Below are 20,499 nucleotides of genomic sequence, written 5' to 3' on the forward strand. Positions count from 1 at the left end.
ACTCTTCCTGCGGAAAATTCTGACCCTAAAGAAAGGCCGAGTAAGATGGATGTTCTGAAAGCTGTCGCAACGCGACGGGCCGTTAAGCAGTATGATCCGGATTTTCAGATCCCTGAAGCCGATCTTGCGCAAATTCTGGATGCCGCCCGGATGGGGCCGACGGCCTTCAATCTGCAAAACTGGCGCTTTGTTGTTGTAACAGACCCGGCGTTACGCAAACAGATCCGGGCCGTCGCGTGGGATCAGGCTCAGGTGACGGATGCATCCGTGCTGATTGTGGTCTGTGCTGACCTCGCTGCCTGGACAAAAAACCCGGCCCGCTACTGGCAGGACGCCCCGCAGGATGTGCAGACTCTGATGGCGGGGATGATTGACCAGTATTATCGCGGGCGTGAGCAGGTGCAGCGGGACGAGGCCATGCGCTCCTGCGGTCTGGCGGCACAGACGCTGATGCTTACGGCGGTTTCTCTGGGGTATGAGACCTGCCCGATGGACGGATTTGACTTTGATGCCGTGGGTAAACTGATCAATCTTCCGGAAGACCATGCAATTGGCCTGTTTGTGGCCATTGGCAAAGGGAGCGCCCCGCCAAAGCCCCGTGGCGGCAGTCTGCCGCGACAGGATGTGGTGATTTCCAACCATTTTTAAGGGGCTTCGGAGAGTTTCTTCTAAAACTTTGGTTAGTTGATTGCTTGGCCGGGTCTGCTCTTCACAGGGGCGTGTACCCGGCCTGTTTTTTTAAAACTTCCTTAAAAATTGAGAAAACCTGATTTTTTGCCCCAGTCTGCCTGCCTGTGCGGGAATGGGGCATGAACAGAGCATGACGATTATGAGGCGCTCTTCTTTTCGGACCAATATGGTACGGAAGGCTTGCGAGGCCTGAAAACACCTCTTATATACGATTTCAAGGCAGGGTTTTCAGACAGACTTTTTCTGAAAAGACGTGACGCTGCCAGTATTGTTAAAAAAAGTTCACGAACGTGAGTGAGAAGAACGCCTCCGTGTGTCCTGTTCGCTGCGTTCTGACACGATATGGTGCGTAGCTGAAAAAGGGTGTTCTCGTCTCGCTTTTCAGGCTGCACGAAAAGGTTTGCCCTGATGACCACGTTCTCTGATCTGAAGCTTGCCGCGCCTCTGCTGAAGGCTCTTGCCGAACAGGGGTATGAAACGCCGACCCCCATTCAGGCCCAGTCCATCCCGCATCTGCTGGAAGGGCGTGATCTGCTGGGTCTGGCGCAGACAGGCACCGGGAAAACGGCAGCATTTGCCCTGCCTATCCTGAATTACCTGCATGCCCACCCGAAGGTTGCCGGCCCCAAGAAGCCGCGAGTGCTGGTGCTGGCTCCCACGCGTGAGCTGGTTTCCCAGATCAGCGAGAGCTTCAAGGCCTATGCCCGCCACATGAAGTTCACGCAGGCCGTTGTGTTTGGTGGCGTGGGGCAGGGGCGTCAGGTTGAAGCCATGCGCCGGGGTGTGGACGTACTGGTGGCGGCTCCGGGCCGTCTGCTGGACCTGATTGGTCAGGGCTATATCGACCTGTCCGGGCTGGAAGTGCTGGTGCTGGATGAAGCAGACCGCATGCTGGACATGGGGTTTGTGCGCGATATCCGCCGCATCATGACGTATCTGCCGGAAAAACGGCAGACGCTGCTGTTCTCTGCCACCATGCCGCGCAGCATTGCCGATCTGGCAAGCTCCCTGCTGCATGACCCTGCAAAAGTGGAAGTGACGCCGCCGTCCAGCACGGTGGACCGCATCCAGCAGGCTGTGATGTTTGTGGATGGCACGGACAAACGTGATGCTCTGCTGACACTTGTGGAATCCCCCAAGGTCGCCCGCGCTGTTGTGTTTACCCTCATGAAGCATGAGGCCAACAAGGTCGCGGAGTTCCTGAACAAGAACAACATCGTGGCGGAAGCCATCCACGGCAACAAATCTCAGGGCGCGCGTGAGCGGGCAATGAGCGGTTTCCGCGCCGGTAGCGTCAAGGTGCTGGTCGCGACCGACATTGCCGCGCGTGGGATTGATGTGGACGATGTGAGCCACGTCTTTAACTACGATCTGCCGAACGTGCCGGAAAGCTACGTTCACCGGATTGGCCGGACGGCGCGTGCCGGGCGTGATGGCTGGGCTGTGTCCTTCTGTGACCCGGAACAGCGCGCATGGCTGCGGGATATTGAAAAGACGATCGGCAAGCCCATTCCGGTGGTGCGTGATCACCCCTGGCATTCTGAAAGTGCGGAAGCCTCTACCATGCGTCCCCCCGTTCTGGGTGGCGGTGGTGGCCGTGGGCGCGGTGGCCCGCCGCGTGGCGGGAATGGCGGCGGCGGTGGTCGTGGCCGTGGTGGCCCGCCGCGTGGTGGGAATGGTGGCGGTGGCCGTCCGGGTGGCGGCGGTCGCTCTGGTGGCGGTGCCTCTTCCGGCCGTGGCCGCGCCTACTCGTAAAAACCTCGACCCTTTCGGGGGTCTGGTGTGTTCTGAAAACCGCTGTGGTGCAAAGCCGCAGCGGTTTTTTTTATGGGGTCAGCCGGATGGAAACCGCGCAGTGGTCGGACAGGGTGGGGATGCCGGTTTCTGCCTTATAGGTCATGACGCGCAGGGAATGGGGTTGCAGCCAGTTCCGGGCCGCACCACCCAGCAGGATATGGTCAATAAAATACGTGCCATTATCGCACGGGCTGGCCCAGCCTGCGGTCGTCAGGCTCAGCGGGGCGGCCTTGTTCAGCAGCAAAAAAAACGGGTCATAAACCGTCATGCGCCGGTTGAAATCCCCCATGATAACAAACGCCTCATGCGCAGCCGTGCGGGCGCTGATCCAGTTTTGCAGAACGCCAAACTGTTGCAACAGCACGGGGCAGTTGTGTTTTTTGTCTGAAAGAGGCGTATCCCAGCACCCGGTTTTAAGGTGCAGCACCAGAACACGCAGCGGGCTTGTCCCGGTCTCTATCGTCACGTCCAGCCCGCGACGTAACTGATGCGCGGCGGCTGTGGGGGCGACGTTCAGGTCCACCACATCCGGGTTCTGGTGGGCGTGCAGCGATTTGCGGACGGCCAGCGCCGGATGCTGGAGCAGGGCATCCTGTGTGATGAAAATCTGATAGGCCTGCGGCGGGAAAAGTCTCTGTGCGGTGGGGATGGAATCCACCTCCTGCAAGCCGATCAGATCCGCATCCAGATGCTGCGCGTAGGCTGCCAGTTTTTCAAAGTCGGCGGGGGTGCGATGCGGGCGGTCCGGCGGGGCTGTGGCGGCCAGAGGTCCGTCTTCCGCCATCAGCCAGTCCATATTCCACGTCGCCAGTTTTAAGGGGTGCTGCGTAACGGGGCGGGTATCGGAGTCCGGCTGTGTGTCGCGCGCTATGGGGGCGTGCTGCGCCGTGAGGGCGGCGGCATGAGCAGCATAGGCGGTTGGGGGCAATGTACTGCCCAGAACAGTCAGGGCCAGAAAGACCGCGCGTGAGCGGGGCAGGGTTTTGAAATACGTCATGGGGCAAAGAAAAACCGGCGAAGCCTCTGCTTCGCCGGTCTTGTTTTGCGGCATCCGGGCTGAAAGCGGGATGACCAGCATGTCAGGCAGGCAGCGCTTCCAGACTTGCAATGGCCTGCGGGATGCTGGTGGTTTTACGGGTCTGTTCATCCAGAATGGTGATTTCACCCGTCCCGATGTCATAAAACCAGCCCTGCAGGAACAGTGTGCCGCGAGACATGGCGGCAACCACGGCCGGGTGCGTTCTGAGGTGGGAGAGCTGAAGCAGCACATTCTGTTCAGACAGGCTGCGGACATTGGCCGGACCGGCGTCTTCAGCCTTCAGGTCACCCAGCGCCGCGCGGGCGGCTTCTGCGTTGCGCAACCAGGAACGGACCGTCGGCATTTTATCCAGCCCGCTTTTTTCTGGTGCCAGCAGGGCCTTCATGGCCCCGCAGTCAGAATGACCGCAGACGATAATGGCGGATACACCCAGACCGGCGACGGCATATTCCACCGCGGAAGAGACCCCGCCCAGCATTTCCCCATAGGCCGGAACAATGTTGCCAATGTTACGGAGAATGAACAGGTCACCCGGTTCTGTCTGGGTGATCAGGCTGGGGTTAATGCGGCTGTCTGCGCAGGCAATAAACAGAGCGTTAGGAGACTGCCCGTCTGCCAGAGCGGCAAACAGGGTCTGTTTGGCGGGGAAAACCTCAGTATTGAAGTGTTCAACGCCACGCAGCAGCGAAATAAGGCCAGCTCGGGCTTCAGAACAAGTAGGCATAGGCTTCTCCAAAAAATACTCAGTGGGTGCAGGATTCGGTCCTGACCAAAGACCTTCGCTCTGCATGTTAGAGTTGAATGAAACGCATGGCACCGGCTTTTTTTCCATAACTCTGAAATTTTTTTTATAGAAACGTCAGAGTCGAAAGAAAAAGCACCGAAAAAAAGACCCCTGCCAGCCTATACCGGAAAACCGGAAAGGCTGAAGCAGGGGTCTTACCTGAAAATCAGAGGAGAGGAACGCTATTGCTGGATCAGAGGAGATCATCCTCGTCCAGATCCGGCTCGCTCATCTGATCCGCCGGGTGGCGGATGGGGGCGGGGGCGGCCCCTGTGCGGGGGCGCTGGGTTTCTGCCTGCTGGCGGCGGGTGAAGTTGCTGGCGATGGTCGCCAGTTCCATGAAGTTATCGGCCTGACGGCGCAGATCATCCCCGATCAGCGGCGGGGAAGAGCGCATGGAGGACACAACGGACACGCGGGTGCCCTGACGCTGCACGGCTTCCACCACGCGGCGGAAATCTGAATCGCCGGTAAAGAGAATGGCGTGATCAATATGCGGGGCCATCTCCATCATATCCACGGCAATCTCGATTTCCATATTGCCTTTAACGCGGCGTTTTCCGGTGGAATCGGTAAATTCGCGTGCAGGTTTGGTGACGAGAAAATAACCGTTATAGGAGAGCCAGTCTGTCAGCGGCTTGAGGGGAGAATAATCTTCCGTATCCAGAATGGCGGCGTAATAATAAGCGCGAATGATGTGCGTTTTAGAGGTAAAGAAATCCAGCAGCTTTTTATAATCGACGTCAAAACCCAGACCGCGAGAGGTGGAGTAGAGACTTGAGCCATCAATGAAGAGGCAGGTTCTCTCTTCTTTTTTGAGATTCATTTGGATTTTTTCCTCTAAATAATACAGTGATACGTTTTGAATGTAGGTTAAAAATCTATCGCATTCAGGGATTTAAGGCTAAGCCTGCGCGGATTATACCGGTGTTCAGAAAAAAAGATACATTCACATGGCAAATATATCAGGTCTGACAAAAACTCCGGACGAGGCAAATACCGTCCTTATCGCGATAGGGGCAAATCTGCCTTATGCGGGGCAGGCGGCGCTGCAAACATGCCATCGGGTTGTGGCCGCATTGCGGCAGGTGCCTGGATTAACGGTCGAGGCGGTTTCCCACTGGTATGAAAGTGCTCCTGTGCCACCGTCAGGTCAGCCTCCTTATATTAATGGTCTGGTCAGGGGGGTGGCCAGCATTGAGCCTGAGGCTCTGCTAAAGGCGCTTCAGACCATAGAAACGCAGTTCGGCCGGGAACGTTCCATCCCGAATGCGGCCCGCACGCTTGATCTGGACCTGATCAGCTTTGGGGCACTGTGTCAGACTGACCCGTCTCTGACCCTCCCGCACCCCCGCGCGCAGGAGCGGGCTTTTGTGCTGCTGCCCCTGCGGGATGTGGCGCCGGACTGGGTGCATCCTGAAAGCGGAAAAACGCTGGCGGACCTCCTGCCGGGCGTTGCAGATCAGGAAATCCGGCGGATTCAGGAATAAGGACTTCCTAGGGGTGGGGGGATGCGTTACAATGGTCCTTCTGAATTTTTTTGCTGAATTGTGTGGAGGCTCTTCGTAATGGCACGCGTCACTGTCGAAGACTGCGTTGAGAAAGTCCCGAACCGCTTTGAGCTGGTGCTGTACGCAGCCCAGCGCGCCCGTAATATCTCACGCGGTGAAGAGCTTACCATTGACCGGGATAATGACAAGAATCCGGTTGTCGCCCTGCGCGAAATTGCGGATGAAACTGTCAAACTGCCGGATCTGCGCAATGATCTGATCCGCTCTCAGGCGCGCGAGCCCGAGCCCGAGCCTGTGGATGAAGAAGTGCAGGATCTGGTTCCCACGGAACAGAATATCTTTGGTCTGCAGGAAGTCTCCCCGGAAGAGGAAGCTTCTGATGATGCCGGTGCGATTGAAGCCGCTCTCAGCGGGCGCGCACGGCGGTAAGAGCGTGTGACGCAGGCGGGGAGCGATAACAGAACCGAAATTCTGGTGCCTGAGGCAGGTGCTTCGGCTGGTTCTGCGCTCCTGCCTGGTGTGACGGGAGAAACTGCTCCCGTGCCGGTTGCCCCGGAACCGTCCGGGCGAGGCGATGTGACCTGTGACCGGCTGGTTAATATTGTGCGCGGCTACGCGCCCAATGCTGACCTTGACAGTATCCGCCGCGCTTTTGAGGTGGCGAAAAAGGCTCATGAGAGCCAGCTCCGCGATAATGGTGACCCGTACATAACGCACCCGCTGGCGGTGGCGATGATTCTGGCTGGCTTCCGGCTGGATGTTCCGTCCATCGTCACAGCCCTGCTGCATGATACGATTGAAGATACCGGCGTTACGCAGGAGGAACTGCGGGCGCAGTTCGGCGCGACGGTGGCTGATCTGGTGGATGGCGTCACCAAGCTGACGCGGCTGGAACTCCAGTCTGACCGGACCAAACAGGCCGAAAATTTCCGCAAACTTGTGCTGGCAATGTCCAAGGACATTCGCGTTCTGCTGGTCAAACTGGCAGACCGGCTGCACAACATGCGCACGCTGCATTTTGTGGAGCGTGTGGACCGCCGCCAGCGCATTGCGCGGGAAACGCTCGATATTTACGCCCCCCTTGCCGAACGTATCGGTATGGACCGGGTCAAGACCGAGTTGCAGAACCTCTCCTTCGCGCAGCTTGAGCCGGAAGCGGATGCCACCATCCGCGCCCGCCTGAACTATCTGCGCGGGCAGGGTGCGGATGTGATTGAAGAGGTGCGGCGGGAACTGCTGCGCCTGTGTGAAGAGGCCGGGCTGAAAAACGTCCATGTCTCCGGGCGGGAAAAATCGCCGTATTCCATCTGGGAGAAAATGCAGCGCCGGAATGTGGCGTTCGAGCAGCTTTCGGACATCATGGCCTTTCGCGTGGTGGTGGACACGCGCGAGGATTGTTACATGGCGCTGGGGGCTGTGCATGCGGCCTATCCCGTCATTGCCGGGCGTTTTAAGGACTATATTTCCACCCCCAAGGCCAACGGATATCAGAGCCTGCATACCGGGGTGACGCTGCGCTCCCCGCGGAACCAGAAGATTGAAGTGCAGATCCGTACCGAGGCGATGCATGACATTGCCGAAAACGGTGTGGCGGCGCACTGGGCCTACAAGGAAGGCGATGCCGGGAGTGAGGGGGGTATTACCGGCTTCCGTCGTCCGCGCTGGGTGCAGGATCTGCTGGAAATTCTGGAGGCGTCCTCCGCGCCGGATGAGTTTCTGGAAAACACCAAGCTTGAACTCTATCAGGATCAGGTTTTCTGCTTTTCCCCCAAAGGCCAGCTTATTTCCCTGCCACGCGGGGCAACAGCGGTTGATTTTGCCTATGCCGTGCATAGTCAGATCGGGGATTCCTGCGTAGGCGCCAAGATCAACGGTCGCCTGATGCCGCTGCGGCATGAGTTGCAGAACGGGGATCAGGTCGAGATCATGACCGCGCGTGGCGGCGCGCCGTCTCCCTCGTGGGAACGGTTTGTCGTCACCGGCAAGGCGCGTGCGCGCATCCGCCGTTATGTCGCGGCCCAGCAGCGTCAGACCTATCTGGATAGCGGGCGCGCGGCACTGGCCAAGGCCTTCCGTCAGGAAGGGGTCGATGGCTCCGAAAAAGTTATTGAAACGACCATCAAGGCGCTGAAGCAGAGTTCGCTTCAGGATCTGTATGTGGCTGTGGGCAACAATAATCTCGGGGCGCGGGATGTTGTGCATGCGGCCTATCCGGAACTGCGCCGCGCCACGCGGGCTCCGCGCATGGTGGCGGGGCTGCCGGGTGTTCTGGGTACGGCCGGGCCGCGCCCGCGGGCGACCAGTGGTGCCGGGAGCGGCCGGTCTGGCGGGGCTATTCCGCTGGTGGGGCTTGGCCCCGGCGTGGCCGTGCATTTTGCCGCCTGTTGCCATGCTCTGCCGGGGGACCGGATTGTGGGTGTGGTGGCAACCGGCAAAGGTGTGACCATTCACACCCGCACCTGCCCGACGCTGGAAAGTTTTGCTGCAACCCCCGAGCGTTTTCTGGATGTGGACTGGGATTATGACGCCATGGCCCGCTCGGGCAGTGGAGAGCTGCGGGTGGGGCGCGTGACCATTGTGGCGGAAAATGAATCCGCCGTGCTGGCTGCTATTACCAACACCGTGTCCAAAGCTGATGCGTCTGTGGTTAATCTGAAAATTGTGCACCGGCAGCTCGACTTCATGGAAATCCTTGTGGATGTGGAAGTGCGGGATCTGCGGCATCTGTCCTCGGTTATTGCGGCCCTCCGGGCGGCGCAGGGGATTTCTCAGGCGGACAGGGCACGGGCATGAGTGTCATTTCAGCCGGGATTGACCTGTGTGACATGCGCCGGATTGAGCGCGTGATTGAACAGTTTGGCGACCGCTTCCTCCAGCGCGTTTTTACAGCGACGGAGCGGGCGCGGGCGGACCGGCGGTACGGGCAGGCGCGGATTGGCGCCTATGCAAAACGCTGGGCCGCCAAGGAGGCCTGCGCCAAGGCGCTGGGCACAGGCTTTGCGCAGGGTGTGGCGCAAAGCCAGATCGGGGTGGAAAACCTGCCCTCTGGCCAGCCGACACTGGTGCTGACAGGTGCAGCCCTGCTCCGGTTGCAGCAGATCATGCCAGCCGGGCAGGTGCCGCATCTGGTGCTGAGCATGACGGATGAACATCCGTACGCGTTTGCCGAGGTCCTGATCTCGGGGCGTCCGGCTTGACATCGGGCAGGGTGCGCGGCTTGATCCCGCCGGTTTTTCTTTTCTTTCCTAATGACGCAGACAGGCGGTGCAGGACATGACCAACCCGAACCAGACTCCCACGGTATCAGGCGCAGGGGAGCCGGCAACACTCGGGCAGCTCGTGCTGGACTATGCCAGAACCATCATCGGGGTGGTGCTGGCGGTTACGCTGTTCCGCACTTTTCTGTTTGAAAGCTTTGTCATTCCGTCCGGCTCCATGATCCCGACCCTTCAGGTGGGGGATTACATCATGGTGTCCAAATACAGCTATGGGTATTCCCGCTTTTCCTTCCCGTTCTCGCCCAACCTGTTTCAGGGACGGATCTGGGGCGCTGAGCCGCACCGGGGGGATGTGGCTGTGTTCCGTTTTACCAAAGATACCTCGGTTGATTACGTCAAACGGATTATCGGTCTGCCGGGTGACCATATCCGGGTGACGGAAGGGCATCTGTATCTGAATAATGAGCTGGTGCCCTGCCTTGCCCCGCACCCATACACGGCGATGGATGAATCCCGCGTGCCGATGGAAGGGGAGGCCTGCGAGGAGCAGCTTCCCGCCAGCGGCGGTAAAGGGGTTGTAGCACATCAGGTGCTGAAGCTGATGGATGATGGCGCGCAGAATAACACGCCGGATTACGTTGTGCCGCCGGGCTATTTCTTTGCCATGGGCGATAACCGGGATGATAGCGCGGACAGCCGCTTTATGGGCGATGGCCCGAAAGACCTTGGTTTTGTGCCCATGGAAAATCTGGTGGGCCATGCCGGGCGCGTGTTCTTCTCGGTAGAGTCCGCGCATCCGTTCTGGCAGGTCTGGTACTGGCCGGTGGAAATTCGCTGGGCCCGGATTTTCCGGAGCATCACGTGAAACGCCCCGCTGTTTTTGCCGGAGAAGCCTCTGCGGTCATCGCTTTGCAGGATCGGCTGGGCTACCAGTTTCGCAATCCGGCCCTGCTGCATGAGGCTCTGACCCATCGGTCCGCCGCGCACCAGAACGCTGGTGGCCGCCGCCGCCCGCAAAAGGCGCGTGGCATGGGCTCCAATGAACGTCTGGAATTTATCGGGGACCGCGTTCTGGGGTTGCTGATGGCGGAATGGCTGCTGGAACGCTATCCGGCGGAGCAGGAAGGCGCGCTCGGCTCCCGTCTGGCGCATCTGGTCTCCCGCGCCACGCTGGCTGAAATTGCCGAGCGGATTGATCTGCCTGCCAGTCTGGCGGTCGCCACGCATGAGGCCCGCGTGGGGGTGCAGAGCACCGCCAATGTGGTGGCCGATGCGCTGGAAGCCGTGCTGGGCGCCGTCTTTCTGGATGGCGGGCTGGACCCGGCCCGCGCCATTGTACGCAAAGCCTGGAAGCCGATGCTGGATGCACAGGCCCGTCCGCCCAAGGACCCGAAAACGGCCTTGCAGGAATGGGTGCTGGGGCGCGGGCAAAGCCTGCCGGTTTATGAGACAATCGGGGCTGATGGCCCCTCCCACGCGCCTTTGTTTGTGGTGCAGGTGACCGCTGGTGGCCGGAGTGGAGAAGGGCGGGCTGGTAACAAGCGCGCCGCCGAGAGTGCCGCGGCAGCGGATCTGCTTGAACAACTTGGAGGCCCGGATCATGGGTGAGACGACGCGCTGCGGCTTTGCAGCACTGGTGGGGGCGCCAAACGCCGGGAAATCCACGCTGCTGAACAAAATGGCGGGGGCTAAACTCTCCATTGTCAGCCCGAAGGCGCAGACAACCCGTGCCCGCGTGCTGGGGATTCTGATGCGCGGCTCCACGCAGATTCTGCTGGTGGATACGCCCGGTATTTTCCAGCCGCGCCGGATGCTGGACCGGGCGATGGTCGCTGCGGCATGGAGCGGTGCGGAAGATGCGGATATCACGCTGCTGCTGGTGGATGCACGCTCTGGCCTGACGGACGCCGTTAACAGCATTATCGAGCGTCTGGCCAGCACGGGCCGCAAAGTCTGGCTGGTGCTGAACAAGACGGACCTTGTCTCCCCCGAGCGCCTGCTGCCGCTGACGCAGGAGATTACGCAGAAGCTGGCAGTGGAGCACGTCTTTATGGTCAGCGCCCGCTCTGGCAGCGGTGTGGAGGATCTGCTGGACCGTCTGGCCGCAAGTCTGCCGGAAGGCCCGTATCTCTACCCGGAAGATGATCTGACGGACCTGCCCGACCGTCTGCTGGCGGCGGAACTGGTGCGGGAGCAGATTTTTCTGCAAACGCATGAGGAAGTGCCGTACGGCGCCACGGTTGAGACGGAAAGCTATAAAGAGCGCCCGGACGGCTCCGTGCGGATTGATGCCACCATTTATGTTGGCCGCGCCGGGCATAAGGCGATTCTGATCGGGGAGCGGGGGCAGAAAATCCGCCAGATTGGTGAGCGTGCCCGTAAGCAGCTTTCCGGTCTTCTGGAACGGCCCTGCCACCTGTTCCTGAATGTCAAGGAGCGGTCCGGCTGGGATGAAGAGCGCGCCCGTCTGCGGGCCATTGGTCTGGATGATGTGCCATAAGGCGGCTCTGGCCGCTTGTAGCCGCGCGTCATGAAGGATAAGAGAAGGGCGACTTGTCCCGCCCCCTGTCCGGAGGCGGGGCCTTTTTCAGACGATCTGCGTGATTGAGGGCCAATGACTGCTTCCACTGGCGAGATGCCACCCCGTAAACGCGTATTGCTCAAAGTTTCCGGTGAGGCCCTGATGGGGTCAGGCGCTTATGGCGTCGATCAGCAGACGGTTGAGCGTATTGCCGCTGATGTTGCCGAGGTTGTGCGCAGCGGGTGGGAAGTCTGCCTTGTTGTGGGCGGTGGCAATATCTTCCGCGGTCTGGCCGCGGCGGCCAAGGGGATGGACCGCGCGCAGGGTGATTATGCCGGGATGCTGGCAACCGTGATCAACGCCCTGCTGTTGCAGAACGCGCTGGAAGGGCAGGATCTGCCGACGCGGGTGATGTCCGCCATCGGCATGTCCGCCATTGCTGAACCCTATATCCGCCGCCGCGCTGTGCGGCATATGGAAAAAGGCCGCGTGGTGATTTTTGCCGCAGGCACAGGCAACCCCTTCTTCACCACCGATACGGCCGCTGCCCTGCGCGCTGCGGAAATGGAATGTGACGTGCTGCTGAAAGGCACGCAGGTGGACGGCGTTTATTCGGCTGACCCCAAGCATGACCCGTCTGCCGTGCGGTATGAAGAGCTGACGTATATGGATGTGCTCTCCAATCAGCTCAGCGTGATGGATGCCGCTGCCATCAGTCTGGCGCGGGAAAATCGTCTGCCGATTATTGTGTTCAATATTGGTGAGCCGGGGTCTTTCCCGCGCGTGATGCGTGGAGAAGGCCCGTTTACGCGGATTATTGAAACCGCGTAAACCGAACGGAATGCCTTGTCCGGTGCGTTCTGCCGCCGGACGCTAATGCTAAGAGTGATGAGGCGGGCCTGCGGGTCCGTCCGGGAAACGGGAGAAAGACCGTGTCTGATCTGAATGCCCTTCTGGATGACCTGACGCGCCGCATGGATGGCGCGCTGGAAAGCCTGCGTCGTGACTTTGCGGGCCTGCGTTCTGGCCGCGCCAGCCCGGCCCTGCTGGAGCCGGTGCGCGTGGAAGCCTATGGCGGTGAAGTGCCGCTGACGCAGGTTGGCTCCATTGCCGTGCCGGAAGCCCGCATGATTACCGTGCAGGTGTGGGACCGCGTGTTGGTCGGGGCTGTTGAACGCGCCATTCGTGACGCAGGGCTGGGCCTGAACCCGGCTTCTGACGGCCAGCTGATCCGCGTGCCGATCCCGCAGTTAACGGAAGAACGCCGCCATGAACTGGCAAAGGCCGCTGCCCGCTATGCGGAAGGTGCCAAGATTGCCGCCCGTGGCGTGCGGCGTGACGGCATGGATAAAGCCAAGGCGTTTGAGAAAAAGAGTGAGATCAGTCAGGATGACGTCAAGACCTGGTCTGACGCTATCCAGAAGCTCACGGACCAGTATGTGAAAAAAATTGATGACATGCTGGCTGACAAAGATCGCGAGATTAAGCAGGTCTGACGCGCGTGGCGTCGGGATTCCTCTCTCTGGCCCGTGGTGGTGAAACCGTGCCGACAAAATCATCCGGGACTGTAGACAGGAAATCTGTCGTCCCCGCGCATGTTGCCATTATTATGGATGGCAACGGTCGCTGGGCGCTGGAGAGAGGTCTGCCGCGTCTGGCCGGGCACAAAGCGGGGGCGGAAGCGGTTTCACGCTGCCTGCGTGCCGCGATCAATCGTGGCGTAAAATATCTCACGCTCTATGCGTTTTCTTCAGAGAACTGGTCACGCGAGCCTGCTGAGGTCGCGGATCTGACCAGCCTTCTGCGGTATTATCTGCGGCACAAAGTGGCGGAACTGCACCGGGAAGGTGTGCGTATCCGCTTTATCGGGGATCTGGCGCGGTTTGACGTCAGTCTGCGGGAAGAACTGGCGCGTGCGGAATCCCTCACACGGGATAACGGGCGACTGACCCTGCTTCTGGCGCTCTCCTATGGCGGGCGTGGTGATATTGTGCAGGCCGCCCGGCGGCTCGCGCAGTCCGTGCAGCAGGGTGACCTGAAGCCCGAACAGATTGATGAAACCCTGTTTGCGGACAAGCTGTGGACCGCTGGCGTGCCAGACCCGGATGTGGTGGTGCGGACCAGCGGGGAGTTCCGGCTGTCCAACTTCCTGCTATGGCAGAGTGCTTACGCGGAACTCGTTTTTCTCGATATTTTCTGGCCCGACTTCAATGAAGGGCATTTTGCGACCGTGCTGGAGGCCTATGCCCGCCGGGAGCGCCGGTTTGGCGCGAGGCCCTCTGCATCATGAGCCAGCCTGATGCTTCTGCGTGGAGAGACCTGCGCACGCGTCTGATGTCCGCCTGCGTGCTGGTTCTGGTGGCCGGGCTGTGCATCGGCATGGGCGGTATCCTTTATGATCTTCTCATTCTGGGCGTGATGGGCGGCATGGCGGCGGAAGCGGCTCTGCTGTTCGGGCTCTCCCCGCGATCATGGCGGGGCAGCGTGTATGTGCTGTGGGCCATCGGGGCCGGGCTGGCGGCGGTTACGGGCCGGTGGGAGGCCTTTCCGGTTTTCTGCCTTTCTTCCATCATATTCGGGGCGCAGTTATGCGCGGTGATGTGCGTGATTGTGCTGGCGGGCACGGCTCTCGTCTGGCTGCGGCTGGAAAGCGTATGGCCGGTGCTGTTTGTGGTGGCAGTTGTGGTGGCGAGTGACACCACGGCGTACCTGACTGGCAGGTTGATGGGTGGGCCCAAACTGGCACCGCGTATTTCTCCCGGCAAAACATGGTCAGGCTCGGCGGGTGGTCTGGTGGGCGCTGTGGTGTGCGGCTGCGTGATCGCGGCTCTTTCCGGGCAGGGCGGTGTGGCAACTGCTGCGTTCTGGGGCGCGGTGCTGGGTGTGGCGGCGCAGGCGGGTGATCTGGCGGAAAGTGCCATGAAGCGCGCGCTGGGTGTCAAGGACTCCGGCACGCTGTTGCCGGGGCATGGCGGGTTGCTGGACCGGTTTGATGGTCTTGTCGTCGCCGCACCGGCTGCGGCTCTGATCTCATTATGTGTGGCGGCTCCGGCTCCGTTCTGGACGGCAGGGGCACACGCTGTTTTCGCTTTTCTGGCAGGAAAAATGCCGGGGTGAGTCTCAACAGGCGGCAGGCTTTTATCAGGCCATGCCGCCTTTGTCTGGTTTGGAAGAGGGCGCATGAGAACCGTTACCGTTCTGGGAAGCACAGGCAGCATTGGCTGCTCAACCGTGGATCTGCTGGAGCAGGCGCGTGACCAGTTCCGGGTGCGGGCGCTGGTAGGCGGCAGCAACGCCGCCAAACTGGCGGAGCAGGCAAAAAGCCTGAAGGCCGAACTGGCTGTTGTTGCCGATGAAAAGGCGTTTGAAGAACTGCGCACGCTTTTGGCAGGTAGCGGCACCGAGGTCGCCTGCGGCCGAGCGGCTGTGATTGCCGCTGCTGGCTTGCCAGCAGACTGGACAATGGCGGCTATCACCGGGGCTGCCGGGCTGGAGCCGACGCTGGCGGCTGTCAAAAACGGCAAGTCCATTGCGCTGGCCAACAAGGAAGCTCTGGTGTGCGCCGGGGATGTCATGCTCCGTGCTGTAGCGGACGCCGGGGCCACGCTGCTGCCGGTAGATTCCGAGCATAACGCCATTGCGCAGGCTATGGCGGACAAGCAGGCGGATCAGGTTGCCAAAATTATCCTCACGGCGTCCGGCGGCCCGTTCCGCAAAGCGTCTCTGGAAGAGATGGAAGCCGCGACCCCGGCACAGGCGCTCAAGCACCCGACATGGAGCATGGGGGCAAAAATCAGCATTGATTCCGCAACCATGTTCAATAAAGGACTGGAAGTGATTGAGGCCGCCCGCATTTTTGGTCTGACGGAAGACCGTATTGATGTGCTGGTACACCCGCAGTCTGTGGTGCATGGGCTGGTGCAATATACGGATGGCAGCCTGATTGCGCAGATGGGGTCTGCGGATATGCGGATCCCCATTGCGCACACGCTGGCCTGGCCGAAGCGCATGGCAACAACCTCTAGCCATCTGGATCTCGCGGCCTTTGCCACGCTTGAATTCAGCGCGCCGGACATGGTGCGTTTCCCGGCGCTGCGTCTGGCGCGGGAAGCTCTGCGGAGCGGCGGCGCTGCTCCGGCCATTCTGTCCGCGGCTAATGAAATTGCGGTTGAAGCGTTCCTGAAGGAACAGATCGGCTTTCTGGACATTGCCCGTGTGGTTGAGCAGACCATGACGGCGCTCGGCGCCCCCCCGGCGGATACGCTGGAGGCCGTGCTGCACTGGGATGCCGAGGCCCGTAAAGCGGCCCGCAGCCATACTCTTGCCCTGGCGGCTTGAGAAAACAGCTCTCTGAGCCGATATCCGGATAATCATGATACACGAATACCTGCGTACCCTTATCTCCTTTGCCTTTGTGCTCGGCGTGCTCGTGACCATTCACGAGCTTGGGCATTATCTGGCCGCGCGCTGGCGGGGGGTGCATGTGGAAGTGTTCTCTCTGGGGTTTGGCCCGGCCCTGTTCCGCTGGCATGACCGCAGCGGCACGGAATGGCGTGTCTGCCCCATCCCTCTGGGGGGCTATGTTCGCCCGCACGGGTTTGAAGACCCGGAGGACGCAACGGAAGAGCAGAAAGCCGCGTGGATTCCGGGCCGGACCTTCCATGATAAATCCGTCTGGTCACGGGCGATCGTGATTGTCGCGGGGCCGGTGTTTAACTTCCTGCTGGCGATTGTGCTGTTTACCATCATTTTTGCCTCGGTCGGCCAACCGACGGTGCGCAATGAGATTGCGTCCGTCATGCCCGGCGGGGCCGCCGCGACGGCAGGCGTGCAGCCCGGTGACGTGATCCGCAGAATCGGCACGCATGACGTCACGGACGTGCAGGATGTGCAGACAACTGTCACGGGGGAAGCCGGGGCTAAAACCACCCTCACGGTGCGCCGCGCGGGGCAGGACGTGGACCTGCCGGTGACAATCGGGACCGCAGCGGAGTCGTCCTCAGCGCAGCCGCATGGCCAGCTTGGCGTGATGTTTGCAACCGAAGCCGGCAAGCCGCTTTCCGTGCCGTCCGCCGTTGTGGCTGGCGTCAGGGCGACGTGGACAACATCCGTCCAGACACTGGATGGCGTGTGGCAAATTCTCACCGGCCGTCATACAGCCAAGGATCTGGGCGGCCCGCTCAAGATCGCGCAGCTCTCGGGGCAGGTGGCGCAGTATGGTTTTGCCAGCCTGCTTTCGTTCATGGCTTTGCTTTCTGTTAATCTGGGTCTAATAAATCTGTTCCCGGTGCCGCTTCTTGATGGCGGACGTCTGGTTTTTTATGCCATAGAGGCAGTAAGAGGGCGTCCGGTTTCAAAGCGTATTCAGGAAATCAGTTTTCAGGCTGGTTTCGCGCTTCTGGCTGGCCTGTTCTTGTTTTCGACGTTTAATGATCTGTCTGGTTTCGGATTGTTTAAGTGGATTGCATCGCTCGTAAGCTGAATTACAGTCGGGCTGGAACGGAAGAACTTGCGTGACACGGGTTATATCGGATACGTCCCCCTGCGGGCGACAGAACAACAGGGGAAGGTCTCCTGAGATGGGAACGACCCGGATGGAGGATGGCAAATCTTGACGGGTAAGCGTTCAGCCCTTTTTGTTTCTGTCTGCGTGCTGCCTTTCTTTCTGACGGAAGGAAAGGTCGCGCGCGCTGCGGCTGCGGATGATGGCGCACAGGCGCCTGCCTCCGTCTCTGCGCGGCAGGCCAGACTCTCGGCATCCACCTCTGCTCTGTCGGGACATTCCGGTGGGGTGATTGAAGATATTACGGTCTCCGGGAATACCCGTATCGAGACCAATACCGTGCTGTCCTACATGGTGGTGCGGCCGGGAGATTCGTTCAGTCAGGAAGACCTGAACCGCTCCCTGAAAACGCTTTACGCCACGGGTCTGTTCAAGGATGTTTCCATGCGGCGCGAGGGGGGGATCCTCCATGTGCGGCTGGTGGAAAACCCGATCGTCAACCGCATCGTGTTTGAAGGCAACCACGCGGCGAAGGATGAAGACCTGCGTAAGGTTATCGCCCTGCGTCCGCGTGCTGTGTATTCAGCAGAAACAACGGCGGATGACCGGCAGAAGATTCTGGACGTCTATGCCCAGAAGGCCCGTTACGCCGCTGTGGTGACACCCCAGATTGTCCGTCTGGCGCATAACCGTGTGGACGTTGTCTTCCAGATCAATGAAGGTCCGCAGACGCTGATCCGCAAGATCAGCTTCGTTGGCAACAAAGCCTATTCCGAAGCGCGTCTGGCCGGGGTGGTCTCCTCCAAGGAAACCGCATGGTACCGGTTTTTCTCCTCTTCTGATGAGTACAATCCGGACCGTCTGAAATATGATGCCGAGCTGCTGCGCCGTTTCTATCTGGCCAATGGCTATGTTGATTTTGACGTCAAGAACGCCACGGGTGAACTCTCTCCGGACCGCAAATCCTTCTACGTGACCTTCACGATGAACGAAGGTATTCGCTACCGTCTGGGGAAGGTGGATATCCGGTCCAGCCTGCGCCATGTTCCGGCGAAGTCCCTGCGTAAATATGTCGAGCTGTTTGCCCATCAGTGGTACGACGGTAAGGCCGTGCAGGATAACGCGACGGATATGGAGGAAATTCTTCAGGCACAGGGCCATCCGTTTGCGATGGTGCGCCCGGAAATTGCCCGTAACCCGGAAAAACATACCGTCAACCTGCTGTTTGATGTGAGCGAAGGCCCGCGCCGGTATATCGAGCGGATTGACGTGAACGGAAACACCGTCACGCAGGATAACGTGATCCGTCGCCAGTTGCCGTTTGCGGAAGGTGACCCGTACACCCCCAGCTACAAGAAATACGCCAAGCAGAGTCTGGAAGATCTCGGATTTTTCAAAAGCGTTTCGCTGGATGAAAATCAGGGGTCTGCGCAGGACCGTACCAACGTGTCTGTCAACGTGACGGAAAAGCCGACGGGTGAATTCTCGCTGGGTGGCGGGTACTCAACCGACGTTGGCGTGCTGGGCAATATCGGCCTGAAGCAGCATAACCTGCTCGGCTCAGGTGTGGATGCCGGTCTGTCCGGCACCATGTCCATGTGGCAGAAGCAGGCGGATTTCTCCGTGACTGATCCGGCCTTCCTGAGCCGCAACATGGTGGCGGGGATTGACCTGTTCGGGATTGAGAACAAATACCAGACCTATCAGAACTATTCAGAAAGCCGTTACGGTCTCACCCTGCGTATGGGGTATGCCTATAACCGCTATCTGTCCCAGTCGTGGAGCTACACCCTGATGCGCCGTAACGTCGGCAATACATGGGATGAGTCTTCATGGTATGTTCTGGACAATAAAGGGGCAACCACGCTCTCCCAGCTCAGCACCAATCTGGTCTATGATACGCGCGACAATCATATGGTGCCGCATAGCGGCTATATGGTGTCTGTCGGGGGTGATTTCGCTGGTATCGGCGGGAACTCGCGGTATGTCCGTGGCAAAGTGAATGGCGCGTACTATATTCCGCTGGATGACCTGACCAATAGCCATGAATGGACGGTCGCGCTGCGGGCCGGCATGGGGTACATGACCGACTGGGGCGACGGCAAGAAAAGCATCATTGATAACTTTTATCTGGGCGGTAACAATCTGCGAGGCTTCCTCGACGGTGGTGCCGGGCCGCGAAGCATCGGTTATTACGGGCATGCCTCGGAAGATCTGATCGGTGGCCGCTTTATGTATACGGCGTCTGCCCAGCTGAACTTCCCCATTCCGTTCCTGTCTGACATGGGCGTGAAGGGGCGTGCGTTTGTTGACTCCGGGAGTGTCGCCGGCTTGCGCGTTCAGCGGAATATTATCAATCCTTACACAAATAAGCAGGACGTAAGCGGTAACACCTTGCGGCCGCGTGTCAGTGCCGGTGCGGGTTTCTCCTGGAAAAGCCCCTTCGGTCTGCTGAATATCGATCTGGGCGTGCCCGTTATGCGTAGCCATAATGACCGCACGCAGCTCCTTCGCTTTGGCTTCGGCCAGCAATTCTGAGGTAATGATGCCTAACTTTAACAGAACAGCCGCTCTTTCTGCGGCTCTCCTGTCAATTTCCGTTGCGCTGGCTCCGTCCGCCATGGCTCAGAACGCGGGCGGCGGCTGGTTTGTGCCCAAAGCGGCTCAGCAGCCTGCTCCTCCGGCGGCACATACCCAGCATCGGGCACCGTCTCCTGTCCAGTTGCCAGCACCTCCGGCTGATAGCAGCGAAGCAGACCAGCAGCAGACCCCGCCGGTCCTGCCGCTGCCGCCCATTCCGTCCATGCAGGACCTGCCGAAGGGTGTCGCTCCGCCGCCGACCGTTATTGGCGTGATCAGCGTGTCCGGTGTCATGCGTCAGTCTACCGCTGCCATGCAGGTGGAGCGTACTCTGGGTGGCCGCCGTGATGCGCTGGCGCAGGACCTGCAGAAAGAGCAGGCTGGCTGGCGGAATGAGCAGCAGAATTTGCAGGCTCAGGCGAAAACCATGACGTCTGATCAGATTCAGAACCGGGAACGCAGCCTGCAGAACCGCGTGATGAAGGCGCAGCACGACTTCCGCAATCGCAACCGGATTATTCAGGAAGCGGCGCAGGTGTCTCTGGGGCAGATCGAGCGTGAGCTGGTTCAGGTCATTCAGAAAGTGGCCGCAGCCCATGGCATGAATCTGGTGCTGCATAGCGAGCAGATTGCCCTGCATGTTGACGGGCAGGACATTACGAACGAAGTGGCCAAGCAGCTCAACAGCGTGCTGCCGTCCGTGTTTATTCCGGATGCTAATGTAGACCCGGAAGAGCTGGCAAAATCCGGCAAGATGCCGACCACGGCAGACGCGGATCAGGATGCCCCGGCAACGGGTCCGGCTCCTGCTGTCGCCCCTGCGGCTCCGGCCGCCGCTCCGGCTGCGCATAAGTAA

20 protein-coding genes are annotated in these 20,499 nt (G+C 59.9%); 17 read left to right on the forward strand and 3 right to left on the reverse strand.

Annotated elements, in window-relative coordinates:
- Positions 1–45 precede the first annotated feature (45 nt).
- A complete protein-coding gene (locus JK199_RS02795) occupies positions 46–648 on the forward strand; it encodes a nitroreductase family protein (RefSeq protein WP_086655751.1) in 603 nt (200 codons plus the stop codon).
- A 450-nt stretch (positions 649–1,098) separates the two neighbouring features.
- Positions 1,099–2,445, forward strand: coding sequence for a DEAD/DEAH box helicase (locus tag JK199_RS02800; RefSeq protein WP_086655750.1), 1,347 nt, complete (start codon positions 1,099–1,101; stop codon positions 2,443–2,445).
- Between the two features lie 70 nt (positions 2,446–2,515).
- Here the strand turns inward: JK199_RS02800 and JK199_RS02805 are convergent, their stop codons facing one another.
- The 3 genes from JK199_RS02805 to JK199_RS02815 all read right to left on the reverse strand — a co-directional run bounded on the left by JK199_RS02805 (position 2,516) and on the right by JK199_RS02815 (position 5,136).
- Complete coding sequence (locus JK199_RS02805; RefSeq protein ID WP_244984856.1) at positions 2,516–3,595, reverse strand: endonuclease/exonuclease/phosphatase family protein; 1,080 nt, start codon at positions 3,593–3,595, stop codon at positions 2,516–2,518.
- Complete coding sequence (locus tag JK199_RS02810; protein WP_086655749.1) at positions 3,567–4,250, reverse strand: carbonic anhydrase; 684 nt, start codon at positions 4,248–4,250, stop codon at positions 3,567–3,569. The genes JK199_RS02805 and JK199_RS02810 overlap by 29 nt, the downstream gene beginning before the upstream one ends.
- A gap of 253 nt (positions 4,251–4,503) precedes the next feature.
- On the reverse strand, positions 4,504–5,136 hold the full coding sequence (locus JK199_RS02815) for a LabA-like NYN domain-containing protein (RefSeq protein ID WP_025829480.1): 633 nt from the start codon (positions 5,134–5,136) through the stop codon (positions 4,504–4,506).
- Positions 5,137–5,263: 127 nt separating this feature from the next.
- On the opposite strand from JK199_RS02815, the gene folK reads away from it, so the two are divergent.
- The 15 genes from folK to JK199_RS02890 all read left to right on the forward strand — a co-directional run bounded on the left by folK (position 5,264) and on the right by JK199_RS02890 (position 20,499).
- On the forward strand, positions 5,264–5,800 hold the full coding sequence (gene folK / locus JK199_RS02820; RefSeq protein ID WP_212373766.1) for a 2-amino-4-hydroxy-6-hydroxymethyldihydropteridine diphosphokinase: 537 nt from the start codon (positions 5,264–5,266) through the stop codon (positions 5,798–5,800).
- A 78-nt stretch (positions 5,801–5,878) separates the two neighbouring features.
- A complete protein-coding gene (rpoZ, locus tag JK199_RS02825; RefSeq protein WP_025829482.1) occupies positions 5,879–6,250 on the forward strand; it encodes a DNA-directed RNA polymerase subunit omega in 372 nt (123 codons plus the stop codon).
- Positions 6,251–6,289: 39 nt separating this feature from the next.
- Positions 6,290–8,614: a RelA/SpoT family protein gene (locus JK199_RS02830; RefSeq protein WP_408742325.1), complete on the forward strand. Its 2,325-nt coding sequence runs from the start codon at positions 6,290–6,292 to the stop codon at positions 8,612–8,614.
- A complete protein-coding gene (gene acpS, locus JK199_RS02835; protein ID WP_212373771.1) occupies positions 8,611–9,018 on the forward strand; it encodes a holo-ACP synthase in 408 nt (135 codons plus the stop codon). The genes JK199_RS02830 and acpS overlap by 4 nt, the downstream gene beginning before the upstream one ends.
- Positions 9,019–9,094: 76 nt before the next feature.
- Positions 9,095–9,904, forward strand: coding sequence for a signal peptidase I (lepB, locus tag JK199_RS02840; RefSeq protein ID WP_077930312.1), 810 nt, complete (start codon positions 9,095–9,097; stop codon positions 9,902–9,904).
- The gene (rnc, locus tag JK199_RS02845) at positions 9,901–10,647 is read left to right on the forward strand and encodes a ribonuclease III (protein WP_212373773.1); all 747 of its coding nucleotides are present in this window, start codon (positions 9,901–9,903) and stop codon (positions 10,645–10,647) included. The genes lepB and rnc overlap by 4 nt, the downstream gene beginning before the upstream one ends.
- A complete protein-coding gene (gene era, locus JK199_RS02850; RefSeq protein WP_179194585.1) occupies positions 10,637–11,539 on the forward strand; it encodes a GTPase Era in 903 nt (300 codons plus the stop codon). The genes rnc and era overlap by 11 nt, the downstream gene beginning before the upstream one ends.
- A gap of 114 nt (positions 11,540–11,653) precedes the next feature.
- Entirely contained in the window at positions 11,654–12,391 is a 738-nt protein-coding gene (gene pyrH, locus JK199_RS02855; RefSeq protein ID WP_025828795.1) for a UMP kinase, read from the forward strand.
- 143 nt (positions 12,392–12,534) lie between these two features.
- Positions 12,535–13,056, forward strand: coding sequence for a ribosome recycling factor (frr, locus tag JK199_RS02860; protein WP_212356201.1), 522 nt, complete (start codon positions 12,535–12,537; stop codon positions 13,054–13,056).
- Positions 13,057–13,103: 47 nt separating this feature from the next.
- Positions 13,104–13,850 (forward strand): polyprenyl diphosphate synthase, encoded by a 747-nt coding sequence (gene uppS / locus JK199_RS02865; protein WP_035374663.1) that lies wholly within the window; start codon positions 13,104–13,106, stop codon positions 13,848–13,850.
- Positions 13,847–14,677 (forward strand): phosphatidate cytidylyltransferase, encoded by an 831-nt coding sequence (locus JK199_RS02870; protein ID WP_212373775.1) that lies wholly within the window; start codon positions 13,847–13,849, stop codon positions 14,675–14,677. Before uppS ends, JK199_RS02870 begins: the two co-directional genes overlap by 4 nt.
- A gap of 63 nt (positions 14,678–14,740) precedes the next feature.
- On the forward strand, positions 14,741–15,898 hold the full coding sequence (dxr, locus tag JK199_RS02875; RefSeq protein WP_077930307.1) for a 1-deoxy-D-xylulose-5-phosphate reductoisomerase: 1,158 nt from the start codon (positions 14,741–14,743) through the stop codon (positions 15,896–15,898).
- Positions 15,899–15,929: 31 nt separating this feature from the next.
- Entirely contained in the window at positions 15,930–17,042 is a 1,113-nt protein-coding gene (gene rseP, locus JK199_RS02880; RefSeq protein WP_212374083.1) for an RIP metalloprotease RseP, read from the forward strand.
- A gap of 129 nt (positions 17,043–17,171) precedes the next feature.
- The gene (gene bamA / locus JK199_RS02885) at positions 17,172–19,601 is read left to right on the forward strand and encodes an outer membrane protein assembly factor BamA (protein ID WP_086655744.1); all 2,430 of its coding nucleotides are present in this window, start codon (positions 17,172–17,174) and stop codon (positions 19,599–19,601) included.
- Between the two features lie 4 nt (positions 19,602–19,605).
- Positions 19,606–20,499: an OmpH family outer membrane protein gene (locus tag JK199_RS02890; protein ID WP_077930305.1), complete on the forward strand. Its 894-nt coding sequence runs from the start codon at positions 19,606–19,608 to the stop codon at positions 20,497–20,499.

The sequence above is a fragment of the Acetobacter persici genome (assembly GCF_018256955.1).
Classification (GTDB): domain Bacteria; phylum Pseudomonadota; class Alphaproteobacteria; order Acetobacterales; family Acetobacteraceae; genus Acetobacter; species Acetobacter persici.

Excerpts from the sequence above, each read along its gene's own strand:
- rpoZ (WP_025829482.1), top strand. The coding sequence starts at position 5,879 with ATGGCACGCGTCACTGTCGAAGACTGCGTTGAGAAAGTCCCGAACCGC.
- JK199_RS02890 (WP_077930305.1), top strand. The coding sequence starts at position 19,606 with ATGATGCCTAACTTTAACAGAACAGCCGCTCTTTCTGCGGCTCTCCTG.
- JK199_RS02800 (WP_086655750.1), top strand. The coding sequence starts at position 1,099 with ATGACCACGTTCTCTGATCTGAAGCTTGCCGCGCCTCTGCTGAAGGCT.
- JK199_RS02870 (WP_212373775.1), top strand. The coding sequence starts at position 13,847 with ATGAGCCAGCCTGATGCTTCTGCGTGGAGAGACCTGCGCACGCGTCTG.
- folK (WP_212373766.1), top strand. The coding sequence starts at position 5,264 with ATGGCAAATATATCAGGTCTGACAAAAACTCCGGACGAGGCAAATACC.
- pyrH (WP_025828795.1), top strand. The coding sequence starts at position 11,654 with ATGACTGCTTCCACTGGCGAGATGCCACCCCGTAAACGCGTATTGCTC.
- frr (WP_212356201.1), top strand. The coding sequence starts at position 12,535 with ATGGATGGCGCGCTGGAAAGCCTGCGTCGTGACTTTGCGGGCCTGCGT.
- dxr (WP_077930307.1), top strand. The coding sequence starts at position 14,741 with ATGAGAACCGTTACCGTTCTGGGAAGCACAGGCAGCATTGGCTGCTCA.
- JK199_RS02810 (WP_086655749.1), bottom strand. The coding sequence starts at position 4,250 with ATGCCTACTTGTTCTGAAGCCCGAGCTGGCCTTATTTCGCTGCTGCGT.
- lepB (WP_077930312.1), top strand. The coding sequence starts at position 9,095 with ATGACCAACCCGAACCAGACTCCCACGGTATCAGGCGCAGGGGAGCCG.
- JK199_RS02795 (WP_086655751.1), top strand. The coding sequence starts at position 46 with ATGGATGTTCTGAAAGCTGTCGCAACGCGACGGGCCGTTAAGCAGTAT.
- acpS (WP_212373771.1), top strand. The coding sequence starts at position 8,611 with ATGAGTGTCATTTCAGCCGGGATTGACCTGTGTGACATGCGCCGGATT.
- JK199_RS02815 (WP_025829480.1), bottom strand. The coding sequence starts at position 5,136 with ATGAATCTCAAAAAAGAAGAGAGAACCTGCCTCTTCATTGATGGCTCA.